General features: G+C 58.1%; 8 protein-coding genes. 4 read left to right on the forward strand and 4 right to left on the reverse strand.

Going from position 1 to position 17,826, the window contains the following annotated elements; genetic code table 11:
• The first annotated feature begins 348 nt into the window (after positions 1–348).
• Positions 349–2,268: a formylglycine-generating enzyme family protein gene (locus CJ255_RS17220; protein ID WP_124681989.1), complete on the forward strand. Its 1,920-nt coding sequence runs from the start codon at positions 349–351 to the stop codon at positions 2,266–2,268.
• Between the two features lie 877 nt (positions 2,269–3,145).
• Here CJ255_RS17220 and dnaG read toward each other — a convergent pair.
• From dnaG to CJ255_RS17245, 3 genes are all read right to left on the reverse strand, one after another.
• The gene (dnaG, locus tag CJ255_RS17235) at positions 3,146–5,215 is read right to left on the reverse strand and encodes a DNA primase (protein ID WP_097645339.1); all 2,070 of its coding nucleotides are present in this window, start codon (positions 5,213–5,215) and stop codon (positions 3,146–3,148) included.
• A gap of 75 nt (positions 5,216–5,290) precedes the next feature.
• Positions 5,291–6,595, reverse strand: a complete 1,305-nt coding sequence (locus CJ255_RS24725; RefSeq protein WP_097645340.1) for a DPP IV N-terminal domain-containing protein — start codon at positions 6,593–6,595, stop codon at positions 5,291–5,293.
• Between the two features lie 48 nt (positions 6,596–6,643).
• Positions 6,644–7,495, reverse strand: coding sequence for a biotin--[acetyl-CoA-carboxylase] ligase (locus CJ255_RS17245; protein ID WP_097645341.1), 852 nt, complete (start codon positions 7,493–7,495; stop codon positions 6,644–6,646).
• Positions 7,496–7,694: 199 nt separating this feature from the next.
• Here CJ255_RS17245 and CJ255_RS17250 point away from each other — a divergent pair, with 199 nt between their 5' ends.
• Complete coding sequence (locus tag CJ255_RS17250) at positions 7,695–8,426, forward strand: hypothetical protein (protein WP_097645342.1); 732 nt, start codon at positions 7,695–7,697, stop codon at positions 8,424–8,426.
• A gap of 197 nt (positions 8,427–8,623) precedes the next feature.
• Positions 8,624–10,426 carry a methionine--tRNA ligase gene (gene metG, locus CJ255_RS17255; RefSeq protein WP_097645343.1) on the forward strand — a complete coding sequence of 601 codons (1,803 nt, stop codon included), beginning with the start codon at positions 8,624–8,626 and terminating at the stop codon, positions 10,424–10,426.
• 253 nt (positions 10,427–10,679) lie between these two features.
• On the opposite strand, the gene CJ255_RS17265 is transcribed toward metG, so the two are convergent.
• Positions 10,680–13,175, reverse strand: coding sequence for an FtsK/SpoIIIE family DNA translocase (locus tag CJ255_RS17265; RefSeq protein WP_097645345.1), 2,496 nt, complete (start codon positions 13,173–13,175; stop codon positions 10,680–10,682).
• A gap of 403 nt (positions 13,176–13,578) precedes the next feature.
• Here CJ255_RS17265 and CJ255_RS17270 point away from each other — a divergent pair, with 403 nt between their 5' ends.
• Entirely contained in the window at positions 13,579–17,742 is a 4,164-nt protein-coding gene (locus CJ255_RS17270; RefSeq protein ID WP_097645346.1) for a CotH kinase family protein, read from the forward strand.
• Positions 17,743–17,826: the final 84 nt, after the last annotated feature.

The raw sequence follows: 17,826 nt of genomic DNA on the forward strand, positions 1-17,826 counted from the left end.
GCCGTAGGTAGTGCCGACGTTAGTCGGCTTCCCATCGCTGCCAAAGACCTCAGCCGACTAAAGTCGGCACTACGATGCCCGCCCATGGACTATTCAGCATGACAGGCTGCTGGGATACTTGAAAATTTCTGCTTCCCTAATGGGGGTGAGGGTTAAAGAGCGCATCTCCATGCGTCCATGCGTCCATGCGTCCATGCGTCCATGCGTCCCCACGTCCCCGCCTCCCCGCCTCCCCGCCTCCCCGCATCCCCACATGCTATACTAGCAACAGCACACAACCCTACTGCGGTAATGGTATGATACCAATTACCCTTGAACATACTGCATGATCAAGAACGCTAACACCCATTGAGACGCCATGTCCGGCAATCTGCAATCTGCAATCTGCAATCTACAATCGTAAATGGTATGACCCCCTTCTCCACCACCTCCCTGGCGCCCGATAGCCCGCTCTTTCGCGGACGACAGGACGACCTCGCGTGGCTCGTGCAGCGTTGCCACGCTGAGGTGACCGCCTACATTGCGCTTTATGGCGGGCGGCAGAATGGCAAGACCAGCCTGCTGTTGCGCTTGGAGACCGCGCTCCGCCCAGCGATGCCGGTCTGCCGCCTGGATTTGCAGATTATCAAGGGGGCCAATGCGACGCAAGCCTTCGCCTTTGTGGCTAAGCGCATCGCTGAGAACGTGCCGTTTGCACCCGATCCGCGAGGAGTAGCCGATGGCCCAGGATTGCACCGCTTCTTGAGCCAGGCGCTCGCCGAAGAGTGTGTGTCGCGCCTCGTGCTCATCCTCGACGAGTGGGGCGCACTGCCTGCAACCACCCGCGAGGCGCTCGCGCATGCTTTGCGCTCGATCTTCGATGCACGACACACCATCCACGCCCTGCGCAAGCTCCTCGTCATCTTCAGTGGGGGCAGCGAACTCTACGACCTCATCGTCTCTGAAGCCTCTTCGCTGCACAGCGTCTGTGTAGACCACTACCTGAGCGACTTGGGCCAAGACGAAGCGGTAGCCCTCATCGCCGACGGGCTGGTTGCGGCGGGCCTTGATGCGGTCCTCGCAACCGGCATGGGCCATGCCGTCTACAGCCGCGTCGCGGGCCATCCCTACCTGACCCAACGCCTCGGGGCGCTGCTGCTGGAGTACCAACAGCGGGGCCAGTCGCTCACAGAAGCGGCGGTGCTGGCAGCAGAGACCCGTGTACGCCAGGGCGATACGTTGCTACGCCGCATTCGTAGCGACCTGCGCGAATCTGGCTTGCTTGATGCGGCACGGCGACTGATCAGTGACCCGCCGCGCTTCACGCGCCTTGATGACGACATGGCGCGCTTGGAGTTGATCGGCCTTGCGAAGCAGACGGGTGAGCATTGGGCGGCGCGCAATCTGCTGTTGGCCGAGGAGTTTGGTGGCTGGCTAGGGGTCGCAGTGCTCCCGCCTCCCGCCTCCCGCCTCATCCCACCCCTCATCCACATCCCCGCCGGCCCCTTTCTGATGGGCAGCAGCGCTGCGGACAAACTAGCTGAGAGCGCGGACAAACTAGCTAAGAGCAACGAAAAACTCCAACATACCCTCACCCTGCCCGACTATTGGATCGGCAGAACGCCGATCACCAACGCGCAGTTCCGGCCCTTCGTGGCGGGCGACGGCTACACCAACCATGCCTACTGGACGGAGGCGGGCTGGGCGTGGCGGGAGGAAGTGCAGGTGAATCAGCCGGAGTGTTGGGCAGAGGCCAAGTGGAATGGCGATGAGCAGCCGGTGGTTGGCGTGAGTTGGTTCGAGGCGGTGGCTTACTGCCGCTGGCTAAGTGTCCAGACTGGCCACGAGTTCCGTCTGCCCACCGAAGCCGAGTGGGAGAAGGCGGCGCGTGGCCCCGACGGACGTATCTGGCCCTGGGGTGACGCATGGGAGGCGGGGCGCTGCAACAGCAAGGAGGCTGGTATCGGTAAGACTACCCCTGTCGGCCACTACCCCAACGGGGTGAGTTCCTATGGCCTCCTCGACATGGCGGGCAACGTTTGGGAGTGGTGTGCGACCAAGTTGGGCAAAGGCTACCCCTACCAGTTTGAGGATGAGTGGGCGGAGGCATACCTAGCGGGTGAGGAGGGACGGATACTGCGCGGTGGGGCGTGGAACAGCGAACAAAAGTTCGTGCGCGGGGCGTACCGCGTCATCAACTTCCCGCGCTACCGCATCAACCTCAACGGGTTGCGGGTCGTCTGTCATGCTCCCGTGGGGGGGGAGTGGCGAGTGATGAGTGGCGAGTGACGAGAGGAGCGAGTGATACATGGAAAACGCATGGCATCCCATCGTAATGCAATGTAGGGGCGTAGCAGCGGCCCACCCCAGAGATCACCGCGCAGGCGGGCATGGACGGGCCGCTGCTACGCCCTTTCCGGGGAAGGATAAGATCACCGCGCAGGCGGGCATGGACGGGCCGCTGCTACGCCCTTTCCGGGGTAATACCATTTACGATTGTAGATTGCAGATTGCAGATTGCAGATTGCCGAACATGGCATCACAATGGGCGTTCGCATTCTTGATAATGCGGCATGTTCAAGGGTAATTGGTATAAGGGAAGCGGATGTTGTTGATTGCCCCGTTGCTTTGCCACCCTGAGCGAAGGTTCGTAGGAACGTTCCTGTTTGCGCCGTAGGTAGTGCCGACTTTAGTCGGCTCCCAGTGCAGCCAAAGACCTCAGCCGACTAAAGTCGGCACTACAATGCCTGCGAATATGTACTATTCAGCATGACAGGCTGCTGGGGTACGTAACAATTTCTGTTTCCCTAAGACATGGTTCGCAGGTACTACGGATTTTTGATGGTGATGCGCTCTTTGGCCCTCACCCCCATTAGGGAAGGATACAGGAAATAGGAAATAGGGCTGAGGCTTTGGGATGCCCAGGATGGCCCTCACCCCCTACCCCTCGCCCACGTTGTGGGCGAGGGGCGCAGGCAACGCGGTTTTGTTGCGTTCCTTTGCGCTCTTTTGCGGCAATGAAAACATGTTCTTTTCACCCTTAAAACCGCAGGCGATAGAGGCTTGCGAGGGCCGCAACTTGTCGCGCCAACGGTCTGTCAAGCGGAAGCAATAATCTGCGTCATCTGCCTAATCTGTGGACAATCAGGATGACTTTGCAATCACCTCATTCAACCCCCAAGGTGTTGCGTAGGTCTGGAAAGGTGCTAATCCGCCGTGGGGTTTGCAAAGACGAGAGGTAGCTATTGACACGGGTGAGGGTGAGGGCTATTGTTAAAGATTCTTGTTCATCATCGGTAGTGCGGGCACGCCAGTAGAGATGGGCAAGGTGTTGTTTGACCTGTTCGACCCGTAGTTTACGGGCACAGTTTTCGGCCTCTTGGCGGTAGCGAAAATTGTCAGGGCGGATGCTCATGGTGATGAGTTGCTGCGCCAGGTCGCGCAGGGGTTCGTCGAGCGCTTCAATCCAGGCCAAGAGAGCTTCTTGCTGGGTGGGCCGCTCTTCAATCGGTAGGGTTGCAATCTGCCGCCAGAGGGCTTGGTGGACTGGTTGATCGAGTAGGTCTTCGATGCCGCCGCCAAAGCGTTCGCGCATTAGTGGGTGCTTGGCTAGCCCCTCTTCGAGGAAGGCTTCGATGGCTGCATCAACCGTGGGGTGGCGCAGCGCCAAACCGAGCAGATAGCCCTCATCGCTGCGCGGCGGGAGGCGCAGCTTGGGTGCAGCATCGGCCTCAGCCTCAGGCTCAGGTTCATAGCCGCTCTCGGCGGGGTGGGGCGCATCATCGTCGCTGGGCGGAGGGGCATCAACTGGTACCTGGAGGGTCGGGGAGGGGCGCGTTGGCCCCGTTTGGCCCCGTCGCCCGCTTGACCACGGTTTCTTGCCGCTGCCCTTAGCACCAGACGAACCGCCACGCAGGAGGTCAATGATCAATTCGGCACGAATGCCGATCACCTGCTCGATGCGCGAGACATAGACACGCTGTTGTGCGCCATTTAGCTCTTGCAGGAGCGGCAACAGACGCTCCAAGGCACGCCGTTGCGCCTCTGGCTGGCTCAGATCGAGCCCGGCGGTGTAAGCCACTAGGTAGAACTCCATGACCGGCACAGCTTGGTGTACTAGGCGTTGCCAATGCTCAGGATCGGCGCGGATGACATCATCGGGATCGCGGCCTTCGGGCATCTGAATGATGCGGAGTGCCACATCGCTCTCAAGGCGCAACACGCCCTGCGCCGTTGGCACCATTGCGCCATCCTGGCCGCTGCTTTCGCGTAGCGCATGCAAGCCCTTGAGCGTGGCTCGCTGCCCGGCTGCATCGGCATCAAGGGCCAAAAAGACATTGTGTGAAAGGCGCTTCAGCAGGTTCGCGTGGGCCTTGGTAAGCGCAGTGCCCAAAGGGGCCACCACATTGCGAAAGCCATGCTGATGGGCGCTGATTACATCAATATAGCCCTCAACCACCACGGTGCGATCTTCTGCCCGAATAGCCTCACGCGCCAGATCGAGCCCGTAGAGCAGTTCACCCTTTTTGTAGAGCAAAGTTTCGGGTGTATTGAGATACTTGGGCTGCCCATCGCCCAATGCGCGGCCCCCAAAGCCCACCACCTCACCCTTTGCATTGCGGATGGGAAAGATCAAGCGCCCGCGAAAGCGATCATAGTAGCGCCCACTCTCGTGGCGAATGGCCAAACCTGCCGCCTCAATCTCCTCTGGGGCAAAACCCTTCTTTTCGCTCAAATAGGTAAAAAGTTGGCCCCACTCATCGGCGCTATAGCCCAACTGAAAGGTCTCAACCGTTGTCGCATTGATCTGACGCTGCTCCACATAGGCCCGCGCCTCGGCCCCTTTTGCCGTTGCCACCAGCAGATGGTGAAAGACCTTCGCCGCCAGCGCCGTAAGCTCCAGCAGGCGCGTGCGACGCGCATCCTCTTGACGCGCCGCCTCACTGCGCGGCTTGAGCTGCACCCCTGCCCGTGCAGCCAGCAACTCCAACGCCGTGCGAAAATCAATACCCTGCTTACGCATCACAAAATCAAAGGCCGTCCCCGCAGCATGGCAGCCAAAACAGTAGAAACTCTGCGTATCGGGATAGACCGTAAAGGCGGGCGTGCGCGAATTGGGGTGAAATGGACAAAAGCCCACAAAGCTGCGCCCGGTTTTACGCAGGTTAACGCCCATGGAGCTGATCAGGTCAGCAATATCTAGTTTGTCGCGGATTTCGTCAATCTGGTTGGACATGGTGAAAGGGGGGGTATTAAGGCAGAAAATAGTAACGTAGAAGCTAGAACATAGGCAAGCTTCCTTCCTCTCCCCTCACCCTCGTTGCCGGAGCCAGAGCAGTACGCCGCCAAAGGCGATCAGGAAGGCACTGCCCAAGAATAGGGCCATGATGAGGAGCAAGAGGATCAGATTGAAACCCTGGGTGCGGGGTGCATCTTGCTGCGCTTGGGCTGGTTCGGCGGGGGGGACGGAGGCTGATGCGGGTGGTTCTGCGGGCGCGGGGATGACTGGTTGTGCGGGGGGCGCTTCGGGCGGCGGCGCTTCGGGCGGCACCTCCGCCGGGGGATCAATGATCGGCGGCGGGGGTGGCACTTCGGTCGGGGGGGCGATGACTGGCGACGGGGGCGGTGGTTCATGCGTTGGCATACTCGGTGCTACCGCTGGTCGCCATCTGGGGTTCATACCGCCAGGTTGTGAATGTACCACAAGTGGTTCTGGTTCGCCGCCACTGCTTGGCATCGTCCAGAGGACGGTTGGGCTATCAAAGGCTGAACGGCTGAAGATTAGCCAGTCGTTGGTGGGATCAATGCTGAGTTCATAGATACTAAAGGTGTGGTCGGGGTCTATATCGGCGTAGATCTGCTGGGGACGTGATCCGCTTGTCAGGATGTAAATTCCATTACCATCGTAATACTCACTTGGAGTCTCTTCGTAACAGTTCACACGAGCAGCAAACACAAGCGTGTTGGGGTTGAGCCATTGGCCAGTGTTGATCAGTGCAAAACATGCAAAGTAGTCTCTGATAAAATCCACCTCTTGGGTGACAAGATCAATCACCCACACGTTAAAACTGGCATCGCAGCAAAAGGTTACCGCAAGGGCCATGCGATCTTCCGTTGCCCAACTCAGGTCGTTGAGATAGCCACCCTCAAGCGTATAACGTAGGCGCTCGGCACCATTGGCATCAAGCGCGATAACATGCTGCGGCGGCCCAGGCATGGGGCGATCAAAGACGATCGCCTCTTCCCGCACAAAGGTCAAGACGCCATTGGGCGTAAAGGCTGGCAGGTATTCCTTTTCGGGCGAACGGGTGATTTGCTGGGTTGTCGCATTGTTCAGATCAAGCAGAAAGATGTCGCCCTCGCTGAAGGCGTTTGAACTATAGGCAATGCGCGTACCATCAGGCGCCCAGGCAAACTGCTGGATGCTACCATCATCAGTGAGGCGCGAGGTGGTCTGGCTGGCGAGATCGAGCAGGATAATATCGCCCCGTTCCAGATAGGCCACCTGGCCCGTTTCAGGCATGCGTGGCGCTGCGTGGGTGGGCGGTGGAACAGTGGTGAATATGAGCGTGAGCAGCAGGATGAGATAGATATAGATGATGCGCAGATTGGGCATTGGTCGCTCCTTGGAGTAGCTCTATGGTAGACCATTTGGCGACATGCTTCAACCCACATCGCCACTTGCGATCGTATGCAGGCTACCGGCTTGATCGCGCACGACAAGGCTGCCATTGGGGGTGACATCGGTCGCGTAGCCGACGAGGGTGCCGTTGGCTGTGATGATGCTCACAGGTTGGCCTAAAGTAATGAGGCGCGAGCGCCATGCCAGAAAGAGGGTATTGGCTGCGCCGTTTGCGAGTTGCTCGTACCAGAAGGCGAGCCGTGCGACCAAGGCGGTAAGCAGGGGCAAGCGTTCGACCATGGCCCCGGCTGCGGCGAGGCTCGTGGTAGGATAGGGTGTTGCTTCGGGGGGCGGGGCGGCCCGTAGGTTGACCCCACAGCCCAGGATGGCCCATTCGATCCGTTCAGCACTGAGTTGTACGTCGAGCAGGATGCCCGCCGTTTTGGCCCAATTGGCTGGAAACCTATGCGCTGAGTTTTGCGTATCTTCTTTGGACAGATTGGTTGCCACGAGCAGATCATTGGGCCACTTGAGGGCCGGGCGCAAAGGGCTTACTGCTTCCACCGCTTCACTCAGGGCGACCGCCAGCATCCAGACGAGGGCGACGCCCTGTTGCGGGGGCATCCATGTGGGGCGCAGCGCCAGCGAGAAGAGCAACGCCGTGCCGGGCGGAGCCAGCCATGGCCGTCCCTGCCGCCCGCGTCCCGCCGTCTGCTCATCGGCCACAATGAGGCCAGGCAGGGGCGCTGCGGGTTGCTGCTGCACCAACGTGCGCGCCAGATCCATGGTGGACGCCACCTGCGTGTGGCACGCCAGCGTCCCTATGAAGCCCAATGGCTCAAGCGCCGCCCAGATCGATGCATTCGTAAGCGGTGATTCTGGAAGATAAAGCATAACCCCAACTACTCTTGAACAATCCGCATAACTGATCACGTCAGAACGCATCGCTATGCGGCATACTCTACTCGTCACTCGTCACACCAATTACCCTTGAACATGCCGCATCATCAAGAACGCTAAAACCCATTGGGACGCCATGTTCGGCAATCTGCAATCTACAATCTGCAATGGTATAAGGAGAACCTATAGCGCTATGCAGAAACCCAATCCACGCCGCCTGCACGCCTACGGCTACGCCGCTATCACCAGCATCGGCTGGCTGCTCGCTGGCGCCGTCTGGGTCTTTGAGTTGCGTTTGAACGCTTGGCAAGAGGATCTGTTGATCATTGGCCTGGTGGTCTGCCTCTTTACCACCATGATCACCATCTACAGTTTTTACCAAGCGCAACAGATTGATGCCATCATAAACGGTCACAACCTGCTTGTCCACTGGCGCTATGCGCCCCACGAGTGGCGCACCTATCTTAATAAAGATCTGCAACAATACGAACAGAATACCTTGTTCATGGCCTTACTGATCTTACTATTACCCGGCTTTTTTCTCTTTGTTACCAGAGCGGAGTATGGCTATTTTCTTGGTTACACTGGCCTGATCATCTGGGGTTTTCTGCTCTACCGTTTGGGGTTGCTCTTCTGGCGTTACACGCAGCCACCTCAAGCTGGAGCGGCCTACATCACGCTGAACGGCATCTACATTGGGCGTCAACTGCACGCATGGGCCGGGCCGGGCACCAATCTGACCGCGATCAGCCTCGACAATCCTGAGCAGCCCCGGCGGATTACGGTCACCATCAAAGCATCCAGCGTCGCCGGGATTGGGCAGCGCTACTCCCATGTGGAGCGCATCAGTTTCCCGGTGCCCGCGACCGAAAGCAACAGCGCCGCCGCACTGGTTGCGAAGATAGCCCAACACCATGGGGTCTAGCGGAAAGGCCGATAGCCGAAAGAGCGATAGGCCAATAGCCAAAAGAACGTAGCGGAAAGAACATATGCTCGTTGCCGCAAAAGAGCGCAAAGGAACGCAAAAAAACCTTAAAAACGCGATACCTGAAAGCCCCGCCCCGCCCCACTGTGGTATAATCGGCTATCGTATCCGATCTCTGGTATCCTAAGGTTGCACGCATGCCTAAACATATCCTCGTAGCGGTTGCATGGCCCTATGCAAATGGGCCACGTCATATTGGTCATGTGGCCGGTTTTGGTGTACCCTCCGACATCTTTGCGCGCTACCATCGCTTGAAAGGCAACTATGTCTTGATGGTCTCTGGTACCGATGAACACGGTACCCCGATTACCATCGCTGCCGATAATGAGGGTTTGACCCCCCGCCAAGTGGTTGATCGCTACAATCAGGTGATTGGCGACGACCTCTATAACCTTGGCTTGAGCTACGATACCTTTACGCGGACGACGACGCTCAATCATTATCAGGTGACCCAGGATGTCTTTCGGACGCTCTATGAGAAGGGCTATATCATTCGTCAAGAGACGATGGGGGCCTTTTCGGCGACGACGGGGCGTACCTTGCCCGATCGCTATATTGAGGGCACCTGTCCTATCTGTGGTTACCACGAGGCCCGTGGCGATCAGTGTGATAACTGCGGCCATCAGCTCGATCCGGCTGATCTGCTCAATCCGCGCTCGAAGATTGATGGTCAACCTCCGGTCTTTCGTGAGACGGAACACTTCTTTCTGGATCTGCCTGCCTTTGCTGAACGTCTGCGTCAATGGATTAACAAACAGGAACACTGGCGTCCCAATGTACGCAGTTTTTCGCTCAATTTTATCAAAGAGTTGAAGCCGCGCCCGATTACGCGCGACCTTGACTGGGGCGTGCCGATTCCGCTGCCTGAGTATGAGCAGCGTGATGATAAGCGCATCTATGTCTGGTTCGATGCGGTGATTGGCTACCTTTCGGCGAGCATCGAGTGGGCCAACAACCGTGGTACCCCTGAAGCTTGGCGCGATTGGTGGCAGAATCGCCAGGCCCAACACTTCTACTTCATGGGCAAAGATAACATTGTCTTCCATACGGTCATCTGGCCCTCACAGCTTATGGGCGTTTTTAGCGATGGCCAGTATGCCGGTAGTGCGATTGGGGCCTTTGCTGAGATTCCGCTGCAACTGCCCTACAATGTGGTGAGCAGTGAGTTTCTGACCATGGAGGGCAAAAAATTTAGCAGTAGCCGTGGGGTGGTGATCTACGTCAACGACTTCCTCAGCCGTTACGATCCCGATCCGCTGCGCTACTTCTTGACCATTGCTGGCCCAGAGAATCAGGATACCGATTTCACCTGGTCTGAATTTGTGCGGCGCAATAATGATGAACTGGTGGCTACATGGGGCAACTTGGTCAACCGCACGCTCACCAATGTCTACAAGAATTTTGCTGCCGTCCCTACGCCCGGCCCGCTTCAGCCCAACGATGAGGCGCTGCTGGCAGAGGTTGAGGGGGGCTTCGCAAGCTGTGGCGAACTGCTCGAAGCCGCACGCTTCAAAGCGGCCCTCACCGAGACGATGCGCCTTGCTGCTCAGGTCAATACCTACCTCAGCGATCAAGAGCCGTGGAAGGTGCTGAAGCAGGATCGTGAACGTGGTGCGACCATCTGGTATGTGGCGTTGCGTTGTGTAGCCAACCTGCGCATCCTCCTTACTCCCTTCTTACCCTTCAGTTGCCAGCAGTTGCACGAATACTTGGGCTATGAGGGCTACCTAGCTGGCCCGCTCAATTTCCAAGCGTATACCGAAGCGCACGGCATGAGCCATCGCGTGCTTACCGGCGACTATGAGAGTTGGGTCGGTACCTGGGCTATCGCCGATCTGCCAGTGGGCCAGGCACTACGCGAACCCAAGCCGCTCTTTAAGAAGCTTGATGAGCGCGTGGTTGCCGAGGAGTTGGCGCGGATGGAGGAGGGTAGGAAGTAGGAAGTAGGAAGCAGGAAGTAGGAAGTAGGAAGTAGGAAGTAGGAAGTAGGAAGTAGGAAGCAGGAAGTAGGAAGTAGGAAGCAGGAAGTAGGAAGTAGGAAGTAGGAAGCAGGAAGTAGGAAGTAGGAAGTAGGAAGTAGGAAGTAGGCCAATTACCCTTGAATATACCGCATCACCAAGAACGCTAACGCCCATTGGGACGCCATGTTCTACAATCTACAATCTACAAAATCTACAATCTACAATCTGCAATTCATTGCCGACGCAACACCTCACGCGAGCGTCCGCCTTCTGGTGGCCCGACGATGCCCTGCTGCTCAAGCAGATCGATGAGTTGTGAGGCTTTGCTGTAGCCGATACGCAGGCGGCGTTGCAGCAGTGATGCGGAGGCGCGTTGGTGCTGCTGCACAAGGTCTATGGCTTGGGGCAGCAAGGCATCCTGCTCGTCGGCGGAGAGAAACTCGGCGGGCGGGCGGAATGTTTCGTCGGCGGGAGGCGGGGGGCTAGCGCTCTTGGGCTTGGAGTTGGCCTCACTTGGCGCTGGGCCGGGCAGTGCGCCACTGAAGGGCGGGCCATGCATGCCCAAGCTGCCACCGGGCTGTTGGGCCGCCTTGGAATCCTTGCTGCCACTAGGCGTCGCGTCGGGCGGCGTGGCTTGCCGCCAGAACGCAACCAGCTTCTCCACTTCACGATCCGAGACAAAGGTGCCCTGGATGCGCACCAACTTGGCCGCATCGGCAGCCATATAGAGCATATCGCCCCGTCCGAGCAACTGGTCGGCCCCGTGAACATCAAGGATCACGCGGCTATCTACTTGCGAAGTCACCGCAAAGGCGATGCGTGAGGGGAAATTGGCCTTGATCAGCCCAGTAATGACATCCACCGAGGGGCGTTGGGTCGCAATGATCAGGTGAATACCCGTAGCGCGGGCCATTTGGGCCAAACGGCAGATGTGGGTCTCAACCTCATCGGGGGCCATCATCATCAGATCAGCCAACTCATCAATCACAATCAGAATATAGGGCATCGGCTCGAGGTCGGCCCGTTTGCGTGCCAGTTGCTTGTAGCTATCGAGGTTGCGAACACCGTGACGCGCAAAAATCTTATAGCGCCGCTCCATCTCGCGGGTGGCCCACTTGAGCGTGGGCACCACCCGTTCAAGTTCGGTGACCACCGGCGAGAGCAGGTGGGGGATCTGGTTATAGACAATCATCTCGACCATCTTGGGGTCAATGAGGATCATTTTGAGTTCGTCGGGCGTATGGCGCAGCAGCAGGCCGCAGAGGAAGGCATTGACCGCGACCGATTTACCGGAGCCGGTGGCCCCTGCGACGAGCAGGTGGGGCATGCGCGTCATATCGGCCACAACGGGGTTGCCACTAATATCTTTGCCGAGCGGCAGCTTCATGCGCCCTTTGCTCAACTCAAACTCTTCGCTATCAACCACCTCGCGCAGGCCCACAACCGAAATAGAGGAGTTGGGAATCTCGATGCCCACCGCCGATTTGCCCGGAATGGGCGCTTCGATGCGGATTGATGAGGCGGCGAGGGCCAGTGCCAAGTCCTTTTCAAGCGACGTAATCTTACTCACCTTCACGCCCACGGCGGGCTGCACTTCAAACTGGGTAACCGCCGGGCCGGGGTTGACATTGACCACCTGGGCTTCAACCTTAAAGCTGGCGAGCGTATCTTCAATCGTGCGCGAAAGCGAGCGGATGTCGGGATCGCCCATGCGCCCATCGGAGGAGGTCTGCTCGAGCATGTCGAGCGGTGGCAGGGGCCAGGCGCGATGGACTTGGGTAAGGGCAAAGCCTTCAAGCTCTTCTTGTTCCACCTCAGGCGTTGCTTCAGCAGCTTTGGCTTGCTCGGGTGGTTGGGCTTGAGCCTTTGCCTTTGCTGGCGCAGCTTTAGGTTGTGCAGCGCCACTTTTTGCACTAGGCTTGGCTGCTGCTGCTTCGGCAGGCTCTGGCTTAGGGGCAGGCGCGTCCGAGGACTTCCCGGGGCGTTGAAAGAGGCTGGCGCGGGTTGGGCGGGCCGCAATAGGCGTTGGCACCAGATCCTCACCTTGGGGCGGCGGGGTAAAGGGCAGATCGGCATCAGCCAAGGTTGCGCGCGGCGCACGGGGATGGCGCGGCCCGCCCCAGAGCATCGCCCAGAAACTGGCGCTACGCTGCGCTAGGCCAATGAGCAGCTCGCGCAGCGTAAGGTTGAAGGTCAACAAAACCCCGGCCAGCCCCAGCACCACCAGCACCAACGTCGTTGCAGGCAGGCCAATCGCCTGATTAGAGAGCTGAATCAGCCAAAAACCAAACCAACCGCCGCCCTCATCGGTGCGCAGATCGAGCGCCAACGGGTAGATTGGTAGCTCAAGCAGCCCCAAGATTGACGTAATGATCAACAAGGTGCCAACCACATTGGCCGCGCTCAGTTGCGAATCGTGGAACTGCTCTTGGATAAGGATAGCCAAACCGAGCAACCCCAGGGTTATGGGCACCACCAGTGCGCCAGCCCCAAAGGCTTGACGCACCACCGCAACATACAAGGCCCCAATCCCCCCAGCGACACCCGTCGCAAAGAAGATAATCGTCACCAGAGCAATCGTAATCAGACTCAGGGCAAAGAGATCGCGCTGATGTTCAGGGCGCAACAGAGCGGGGCGAGGGTTCGCCTGGGTTGTGCGTTTCGGGGCACGCGGCTTGGTTGCAGGCTTCCGGCCCCCGGTTGTCTTATTGCTGCCTCTGGCGGCCATACACTCCTCGTGTTACTGTGGTTATACCAATGACCCTTGAACATGCCGCAGTATCAAAAACGCTAAGAGGCTGTCTGAAAAGTCTATGGACTGGTATTGGAGTGCCGGCTTTAGCCGGCTAAAGCCGGCACTCCAGCGTGTGCCCACTGGCTTTTCAGACAGCTTCTAACGCCTATTGGGACGCTATGTTCGGCAATCTACAATCTACAATCTACAATCCACAATCTGCAATCTACAATCTGCAATCTGCAATCATAAATGCTATGAGGTGTTCGCGTGCAGTATAGCACAGTCATGCGTTTGGTAACAATGTGGGATCGGGTGTGTACTCGAAGACCATCAGCCGGTGGCATGCTATACTACGAAGTATCAAATTCTTTTGGTAGTTCATGGAGAAGACGCTATGCCTAACGATAGTCGTACCCTCCGTTCAGGAAACTACCGCACCATTTGTCTCATTCTCGCCCTAATCCTTTTCGTTCTTGCCACACTCACGCCCCACCCTCTTCGTGCCAATCCTGAACTGTTTGCAAACCTTGTCATCAACGAGTTTGTTGCTTCCAACGGTTCGACAATTGCTGATGCTGATGGTGATTTTGAGGATTGGATCGAGCTGCATAATTATGGCAGCACGACGCTCAATCTGGAGGGCTTGGGGCTTTCGGATGATCCCACTCGCCCGTTGCGCTGGACCTTCCCGGCAGTGACCTTGCCGCCCAATGGTTTTCTGCTGGTCTGGGCTTCGGGCAAGGATCGGCGCGATCCGTTGGGTGAGCTGCATACCAACTTCTCGATAAGTGCTGCTGGTGATCCGCTTTTGCTGACCCATCCTGATGGGACGCTCCTTGATAGTGTGGATGCGGTGAGTTTGGCCCGTGATGTGGCCTATGGCCGTAGCCCTGATGGTACCGGAGTTTGGCGCTTTTTTGCTGAGCCTACGCCAGGTGCCAGCAATAGTACACCAAGCTATAGTGCGATCCTTACACCACCGCAATTTTCTCATAGTGGTGGTTTTTATACGGATGGGTTCGATCTGACGATTAGCCATGCTGATCCTGAGGTGACCATCTACTATACCCTTGATGGTTCACGGCCCGATCCGGCCAATCTGTTGGGGCGCACCTATCAGTATAAGCAGCGCTACGCCGAACAACCCGGCGATGATCCCGATAGCGCCCCCTACAATGAGTTGCTCACCGCAAGTGTGCAGACCTTCACCTACACGACGGCCTTGCCGATTGTGGATCGGGCGGCAGAACCTGATCGCATTACCGGACGGGCAACCACCTACCATAGGCAACCTTGGTTCACGCCTACTGGCCCAACCTTCAAGGGCACGCTGGTGCGGGCCATTGCGGTGCGTGCTGATGCGCTGCATAGCCCAATTACCACGCATACCTACTTTGTTACACCCGAAGGGGCGAGCCGCTACCAATTGCCGGTGGTCTCGCTGGCGCTGGAAGAGGCCGATCTGTTTGATTATGAGCAGGGCATCTATGTGGCTGGCCGCGATTTTGACGATTGGCGGCGTGCCAACCCAGGCGCTGAAGCGGGTGGTGGCAGTGGAGGCAACTACTCGCGCAGGGGTAATACCTATGAATTTCCAGCCCACATGGAACTCTTTAGCCCTGATGAGGGGCGGGTCTTTAGCCAGAATCTCGGTTGGCGGCTGCACGGCGGTTGGACACGCACCGCACCCCAAAAGACAATCCGGCTCTATGCGCGGAGCGGCTATGATCCGCCGGGTGTGATCAACTACCCGCTCTTTCCGGGCCTCACCAATCGGGTCAATCAGCAGCCCATTACCTCCTTCCAGCGCATTCTGCTACGCAATTCGGGTAATGACTACAATCAGTCGCGCATCCGCGATGGTTTTATCACGACGCTGCTGCGCCCACTGAATCTCGATCATCAAGCCTACCAGCCAGCCATTCAGTTCATTAATGGCGAATTTTGGGGGTTGATCAATATCCGTGAGCGTATTGATCGCTTTATGCTCGCCTCCCATTACCTGATCGATCCGGACGAGATTGCCCTGCTCGATGGTCACTCCAACCTGGAGGAAGGACGTGAGCAGGATCGCCTCGATTTTATCGCGCTACGCGACTACATTCGTGATAACGATATGGCCGATCCTGTTCACTTTGCCTATGTTGCCGAGCGCATGGATATTGATAATTTCATTCGCTACAACGTTGGCCAGATCTATATCGCCAATACTGATTGGCCCCACAATAATCTGCGCTACTGGCGCAAAATTACGCCAGACACCTCGCCAGGGGCACCACCTGAACACGATGGGCGCTGGCGCTGGATCTTGTTTGATCTCGATTTTGGCTTTAGTCAATTTGAAGACCGATCCAACCATAACACGCTCGATTGGGCGATGCATGGCGCATATGGCCAGAATTGGGCGACGCTGATGCTCCGGCGTCTGCTCGATAACCCCATCTTCCGTGACCAGTTCCTCAATACGATGGCCGATCACCTCAATACCACCTTCCAACCCAGCCATGTGCAGGCGTTGCTGGCCACGATGCGGGGCGAAATCTCGCCCTACTTCACTGAACATCATGCTCGCTGGCGTGATCTCTACCACCCCGATGCTACGGCAGTGATCAATTTTGGCAATGATCGTCCACCACACCTCGAAAGCCATGTGCGCGCCCAATTTGGCGTTGATTACCGTATTGCGATGAATTTCAATGTCTCGGATGTTAACCATGGCTACCTGCAGATCAACTCCTTGAGATTGAACAGTGATACACCCAACCTGCCCAATCCGCTGCAACCCTTCCCCTGGCAAGGGTACTACTTCCCCGGTATTGCGGTGGAGGTGACTGCTATTCCGCTGCCGGGCCATCGCTTCATCGGCTGGCAGGAGCTTCCGGCAGAGACGAGTAGTACGCTTAGCCTGCTGCCTGGTTCTACGCCGATGCTCACCGCGCTCTTTGAGCCGCTGCCCGAGGCGACCCTGATCCACTACTGGCACTTTAATGATCTTCCCTCCGGTACGTTGAACGATCCGCTGCCCGCTGACTATGCCCTGCTCACTGGAGCGCAGATCACCTACCCCGGTGGCGGCGCAGGCTATCTGGATCGCGTCAATGTTGCTGCTGGTGAGAATGATGACAACCTCAATGCTCAACTAGCGTTTCCCGCCGGACGAGCGCTGCGTGTACGCAATCCGTCGGACACCCGTCAGCTTGAGTTGCAGTTGCCAACAACGGGCTATAGCGATCTCGTGTTGCGCTTTGTTACCACACGTACCAATAATGGTGCCCAGACGCAGCAACTCGCCTACCGTTTGAGTGAGGCGGGCCCGTGGCTGAACTTTGGGATGCCGGTAGTGGTACCACTTCAAACCTACCAACTCGTAGCGTTCGATTTCTCGGCTATTGCTGGTGCAAATCATAACCCCGAGTTTGCAGTGCGGATTACCTTTGGTGGTACGAACGCCGCTGGAGATAGTGGCAATAACCGCTTCGATAACATGACGCTCACGGGGCAACCGTTGGATTTGAGTGGTGACGCGAGCCTGAGCAGCCTCGCGTTGAGCAGTGGCTCGCTCAGCCCCAGTTTTGCACCCGCGACGACAAGCTATGCGGCAGCGGTGGAGCATAGCGTCAGCAGCGTGACGGTGTCGGCCAGCGCGAGTCAAACTGAAGCAAGCATCACGCTCAATGGCAGCCCATTCGATGCGGCAACGGCATTGCCACTTGCGGTGGGTAGCAATACGATCTCGCTCGTAGTTACCGCGCCCGATGGTAGCACGACGCGCACCTATACCATCGTGGTGTCGCGTGATGCGGCCACCCACACGCCCACGGCGACCGCTACGCCCACGGCGACCGCCACGCCGACGGCAACCCATACGCCCACGGCGACCGCTACGCCGACGGCGACCGCTACGCCGACGGCAACCCACACGCCCACGGCAACCCACACGCCCACGGCGACCCACACGCCCACGGCGACCCACACGCCTTCGGCGACCGCCACGCCCACGGCGACCCACACGCCTTCGGCGACCGCTACGCCGACGGCGACCGCTACGTCGACGGCGACCGCTACGTCGACGGCGACCGCTACGCCGACGGCGACCGCTACGCCGACGGCAACCCACACGCCGACGGCGACCCACACGCCCTCGGCGACCGCCACGCCGACGGCAACCCACACTCACACCCCCACCCCCACCCCCACCCACACCCCAACACCTTCCAGCAACGATGCCAGCCTGAGCAACCTTGCACTGAGCAGCGTCACACTCAGCCCCAACTTTGCGCCCGCGACGACGAGCTACACGGCGGCGGTTGAGTATAGCGTCAGCAGCGTGACGATGTCAGCCAGCGCGATGCAGCCCGATGCGATGATTACCCTCAATGGCAACCCCTTCGATCCTACAGTGCCAATCGAACTTGTGGTGGGGGCAAATCGCATCACGCTATTCGTAACCGCGTCTGATGGCACTACCACGCGCAGCTACACAATCATCGTGGTACGAGCAGATCAACAGCAGCCATCAGAGCTACATCGTATCTTTGTCCCCCTTGTGATTGCTTAAAGACCTAAGAAGCTGTCTGAAAAGCCGGAGGGCACACGCTGGAGTGCCGGCTTTAGCCGGCTAAAGCCGGCACTCCAACGCCAA

Origin of the sequence: Candidatus Viridilinea mediisalina, from assembly GCF_002532535.1 — a bacterium.
GTDB lineage: Bacteria > Chloroflexota > Chloroflexia > Chloroflexales > Chloroflexaceae > Viridilinea > Viridilinea mediisalina.